General features: G+C 55.0%; 3 tRNA genes and 3 rRNA genes. All 6 read right to left on the bottom strand.

What is annotated here, in order from left to right:
• Positions 1 to 11 precede the first annotated feature (11 nt).
• The 6 genes from J2X45_RS20200 to J2X45_RS20175 all read right to left on the bottom strand — a co-directional run bounded on the left by J2X45_RS20200 (position 12) and on the right by J2X45_RS20175 (position 5,283).
• Positions 12 to 88 (bottom strand) — tRNA-Met (locus J2X45_RS20200).
• A gap of 62 nt (positions 89 to 150) precedes the next feature.
• A 5S ribosomal RNA gene (gene rrf, locus J2X45_RS20195) occupies positions 151 to 265 on the bottom strand.
• A 103-nt stretch (positions 266 to 368) separates the two neighbouring features.
• Positions 369 to 3,157, bottom strand: a 23S ribosomal RNA gene (locus J2X45_RS20190).
• Positions 3,158 to 3,410: 253 nt separating this feature from the next.
• Positions 3,411 to 3,486, bottom strand: a tRNA-Ala gene (locus J2X45_RS20185).
• Positions 3,487 to 3,551: 65 nt separating this feature from the next.
• Positions 3,552 to 3,628 (bottom strand) — tRNA-Ile (locus J2X45_RS20180).
• A 171-nt stretch (positions 3,629 to 3,799) separates the two neighbouring features.
• Positions 3,800 to 5,283 (bottom strand): 16S ribosomal RNA (locus J2X45_RS20175).
• The 16S, 23S and 5S rRNA genes sit together here with 3 tRNA genes alongside, the layout of an rRNA operon.
• Positions 5,284 to 5,617: the final 334 nt, after the last annotated feature.

The raw sequence follows: 5,617 nt of genomic DNA, 5'->3' as shown, positions 1-5,617 counted from the left end.
CAATCAGACCTTGGGTGCGGGGACAGGATTTGAACCTGTGACCTTCAGGTTATGAGCCTGACGAGCTACCGGGCTGCTCCACCCCGCGTCAGGGTGTTTGGTGATTGTGAGGGAGGGTTCATGGACTTTGGTTTGATATCCTTTTGGCGGACCTGGCGGCGACCTACTCTCCCGCGCCTTGAGACGAAGTACCATTGGCCCAGGGGGACTTAACGACCGAGTTCGGAATGGGATCGGGTGGGGAACCCCCGGCAAAGCCACCAGGTCAGCGAAAAGGATATCATCCAGTCCCTTTCGGGACCGGAGATTGTGAAGAAGACATCAGTGTCTGAAGTAGAGCCATGCTGTTGCATGGGTTTGACTGAAGAACGATCAAGCCTATCGAGCTATTAGTACCGGTAAGCTCCATGCGTCGCCGCACTTCCACACCCGGCCTATCAACGTGGTGGTCTTCCACGGCTCTCAGCGAGACCTTGTTTTGAGGTTAGTTTCCCGCTTAGATGCTTTCAGCGGTTATCTATTCCACACTTAGCTACCCTGCTGCACAGCTGGCGCCATGACAGGTCCACCAGAGGTGTGTCCATCCCGGTCCTCTCGTACTAGGGACAGATCCTCTCAAGTCTCGTACACCCACGGCAGATAGGGACCAAACTGTCTCACGACGTTCTGAACCCAGCTCACGTACCACTTTAATCGGCGAACAGCCGAACCCTTGGGACCTGCTCCAGCCCCAGGATGTGATGAGCCGACATCGAGGTGCCAAACTTTGCCGTCGATATGGACTCTTGGGCAAAATCAGCCTGTTATCCCTAGAGTACCTTTTATTCGTTGAGCGATGGCCCTTCCACGCAGGACCACCGGATCACTATGGCCGACTTTCGTCTCTGCTCGACTTGTCAGTCTCGCAGTCAGGCGGGCTTATGCCATTGCACTCGACGACCGATTTCCGACCGGTCTGAGCCCACCATCGCGCGCCTCCGTTACACTTTGGGAGGCGACCGCCCCAGTCAAACTGCCCGCCACGCCATGTCCCGGACCCGGATAACGGGCCGCGGTTAGACGTCAGCAACAATAAGGGTGGTATTTCAAGGATGGCTCCGCCGGAACTGGCGCCCCGGTTTCATAGCCTCCCACCTATCCTACACATGTTGCTGCTAACGCCAAGGCGAAGCTGCAGTAAAGGTTCATAGGGTCTTTCCGTCTGACCGCGGGAACCCCGCATCTTCACGGGGAATTCAATTTCGCTGAGCCTATGCTGGAGACAGTGGGGAAGTCGTTACGCCATTCGTGCAGGTCGGAACTTACCCGACAAGGAATTTCGCTACCTTAGGACCGTTATAGTTACGGCCGCCGTTTACCTGGGCTTCAATTCAGAGCTTGCACCCCTCCTTTTAACCTTCAGGCACCGGGCAGGCGTCAGACCCTATACGTCGCCTTGCGGCTTCGCAGAGCCCTGTGTTTTTGATAAACAGTCGCTACCCCCTGGCTTGTGCCACTCTCATCTGGTTGCCCAAAAGAGAGTCACGCTTATCCCGAAGTTACGCGTGCAATTTGCCGAGTTCCTTCAGCATAGTTCTCTCAAGCGCCTTGGTATACTCTACCTGCCCACCTGTGTCGGTTTCGGGTACGGTCTCCGTTGGAGTTATTTCCAGGGACCTGTTCACTGCCAGGAGCAATCCAATAAGCCCTGACAATTTACCAGATCCGTCACTTCCAACTGGTTCAGGAATATTCACCTGATTCCCATCGACTACGCCTTTCGGCCTCGCCTTAGGGGCCGACTAACCCTGCGCAGATTAGCTTTACGCAGGAACCCTTGGGCTTTCGGCGAGAGGGTCTCTCACCCTCTTTATCGCTACTCATGTCAGCATTCTCACTTCCGATACCTCCAGCAAGGCTCACGCCTCACCTTCATCGGCTTACGGAACGCTCCGCTACCGCGTGCACAAAGTGCACACCCATACCTTCGGCGACTGGCTTTAGCCCCGTTACATTTTCCGCGCAGGTTCGCTTGACCAGTGAGCTGTTACGCTTTCTTTAAATGATGGCTGCTTCTAAGCCAACATCCTGGTTGTCAAAGCAAACCCACATCGTTTCCCACTTAGCCAGTACTTGGGGGCCTTAGATGATGGTTAGGGTTGTTTCCCTTTTCACGACGGACGTTAGCACCCGCCGTGTGTCTCCCGGATAGTTCTCTTGGGTATTCGGAGTTTGATTAGAATTGGTACAGCTCGCGCCGCCCGCATCCATTCAGTGCTCTACCCCCCAAGGAATTCGTCCGAGGCACTACCTAAATAGTTTTCGCGGAGAACCAGCTATGTCCAGGTTTGATTGGCCTTTCACCCCTATCCACAAGTCATCCGAGAATTTTTCAACATTCACCGGTTCGGTCCTCCAGTAAGTGTTACCTTACCTTCAACCTGCTCATGGATAGATCACCTGGTTTCGGGTCGTCATGCGACGTACTTATTCGCCCTATTCAGACTCGCTTTCGCTGCGCCTACACCTAACGGCTTAAGCTTGCACGGCACATGAAGTCGCTGACCCATTATACAAAAGGTACGCCGTCACCACGCGCGGTGGCTCCGACTGCTTGTAGGCTTCCGATTTCAGGTTCTGTTTCACTCCCCTTGTCGGGGTGCTTTTCACCTTTCCCTCACGGTACTTGTTCGCTATCGGTCATTGAGGAGTACTTAGGCTTGGAGGGTGGTCCCCCCATGTTCAGACAGGATTTCACGTGTCCCGCCCTACTCGAGTCTGTCGCTATTTGACGCTTACGGGGCTATCACCCACTATGGCGGACCTTCCCAGATCCTTCAGCTTTATGTCACGACAGCACTGGCCTGGTCCCGGTTCGCTCGCCACTACTACGGGAGTCTCGGTTGATGTCCTTTCCTCCGGGTACTGAGATGTTTCAGTTCCCCGGGTTTGCTTAATGAACCCTATGTATTCAGGTCATTATACCTTGTCTGATCAACCGATCGCCGCTCCAGCCGAAGCTGAAGCAAAGTCGGGTGACCATAAAGGTGGGTTTCCCCATTCGGAGATAGCCGGATCAAAGGGTGCTCGCGCCTCCCCGGCTCTTATCGCAGCGTGCCACGTCCTTCATCGCCTCTCAATGCCAAGGCATCCGTCAGAAGCCCTTATGCGCTTGATCGTTCTCAGCAAAACCCATGCTTGATCAGCCCTCGCCGCATCACGCGGGGAGGCCTGAGCATGAGCTCTACCTTTAGTCAGACAATGATGTCTTCTTAAGTCCGCCCTTAAACCGGATCCGCATCCCAGGGGTGAGCTGCGGTCGGCGGGTGAACCCTGCCTTCACAATGTCATTCCGCAGCAAGCTCGAAGAGCTTGTGCAAACTTGTCATTCCAATCGCGAGATCAATCTCAATCCTCATCGGGAGGAGAGATGGTGGAGCCAGACGGATTCGAACCGACGACATCCTGCTTGCAAAGCAGGCGCTCTACCAACTGAGCTATGGCCCCTCTTTTTCAAGAGATCTGGGTTAGCCAGGAGAGCTGGTCGTGATCCGAAGTCTCAGAGGAAAGAGTGGTAGGCCTGGGCAGACTCGAACTGCCGACCTTACGCTTATCAGGCGTACGCTCTAACCACCTGAGCTACAGGCCTATGACGGCCTTCGGGGCGTCTGCCTCCGGGCTCGCGATCGACTTGGCCCCTAACGGAACCAAGTGAGTGGAAAGAGAAACGAAGACGGCGGCGATCCGCTCATTTGTGGTCGTCTAGCGACCGTGTCTGGAGCCTCAATAAGCCCGTGAGAGCTTGGAGAGGCATCCTTAGAAAGGAGGTGATCCAGCCGCAGGTTCCCCTACGGCTACCTTGTTACGACTTCACCCCAGTCGCTGACCCTACCGTGGTCGCCTGCCCCCTTGCGGTTAGCGCAGCGCCTTCGGGTAAAGCCAACTCCCATGGTGTGACGGGCGGTGTGTACAAGGCCCGGGAACGTATTCACCGCGGCATGCTGATCCGCGATTACTAGCGATTCCAACTTCATGCTCTCGAGTTGCAGAGAACAATCCGAACTGAGACGACTTTTAGGGATTGGCTCCCCCTCGCGGGATTGCAGCCCTCTGTAGTCGCCATTGTAGCACGTGTGTAGCCCACCTTGTAAGGGCCATGAGGACTTGACGTCATCCCCGCCTTCCTCCGGATTAACTCCGGCAGTACGATTAGAGTGCCCAGCCAAACCTGATGGCAACTAATCGCGAGGGTTGCGCTCGTTGCGGGACTTAACCCAACATCTCACGACACGAGCTGACGACAGCCATGCAGCACCTGTGTCCCAGTCCCCGAAGGGAAAACCACATCTCTGTGGCGGTCCAGGCATGTCAAAAGGTGGTAAGGTTCTGCGCGTTGCTTCGAATTAAACCACATGCTCCACCGCTTGTGCGGGCCCCCGTCAATTCCTTTGAGTTTTAATCTTGCGACCGTACTCCCCAGGCGGAGTGCTTAATGCGTTAGCTGCGTCACCGACATGCATGCATGCCGACAACTAGCACTCATCGTTTACGGCGTGGACTACCAGGGTATCTAATCCTGTTTGCTCCCCACGCTTTCGAGCCTCAGCGTCAGTAACGGACCAGTATGTCGCCTTCGCCACTGGTGTTCTTCCGAATATCTACGAATTTCACCTCTACACTCGGAGTTCCACATACCTCTTCCGTACTCAAGACTGCCAGTATCAAAGGCAATTCCAAGGTTGAGCCCTGGGCTTTCACCTCTGACTAAACAGTCCGCCTACGCTCCCTTTACGCCCAGTAATTCCGAGCAACGCTAGCCCCCTTCGTATTACCGCGGCTGCTGGCACGAAGTTAGCCGGGGCTTCTTCTCCGGGTACCGTCATTATCGTCCCCGGTGAAAGAATTTTACAATCCTAAGACCTTCATCATTCACGCGGCATGGCTGCGTCAGGCTTTCGCCCATTGCGCAAGATTCCCCACTGCTGCCTCCCGTAGGAGTTTGGGCCGTGTCTCAGTCCCAATGTGGCTGATCATCCTCTCAGACCAGCTACTGATCGTCGCCTTGGTGAGCCTTTACCTCACCAACTAGCTAATCAGACGCGGGCCGCTCCAATGGCGATAAATCTTTCCCCCGAAGGGCACATCCGGTATTAGCTCAAGTTTCCCTGAGTTGTTCCGAACCAAAGGGCACGTTCCCACGTGTTACTCACCCGTCCGCCACTAATCCCGAAGGATCCGTTCGACTTGCATGTGTTAGGCCTGCCGCCAGCGTTCGCTCTGAGCCAGGATCAAACTCTCAGGTTGAGTTGACATTGACTTCAGACTTCCAACCCCAGGGGAAAACCCAGGGCCAGGTATCTGGTTTGCATAGTTTCTTGACGAGTTCCCATCACTCGATCCAACCCGAAGGCCAGACCGGCGTAATGGTGTCTTCTTCAAGAGACCGCATTCGTCAGCGTCAGTTGATGACCCGAAGGTCATCGCCAGAGCGCCGCCGCCTGCGTTTCTCTTTCCAATTCAACAATGTCAAAGACCCGAACCACCTCCCGGCGGCCCCATCGTTTAGCGCCCGATGTCGGCGGAGGCGGCTATCTATCCAACCTCGTTTTCCCTGTCAAATCGTTTTTTTCAAAACTTT

The organism is Caulobacter sp. BE264, from assembly GCF_031457805.1.
In the GTDB taxonomy this organism is placed as follows: domain Bacteria; phylum Pseudomonadota; class Alphaproteobacteria; order Caulobacterales; family Caulobacteraceae; genus Caulobacter.
The sequence above is the reverse complement of the archived record's forward strand: the minus strand, read 5'-3'. Positions and strand labels throughout refer to the sequence as shown.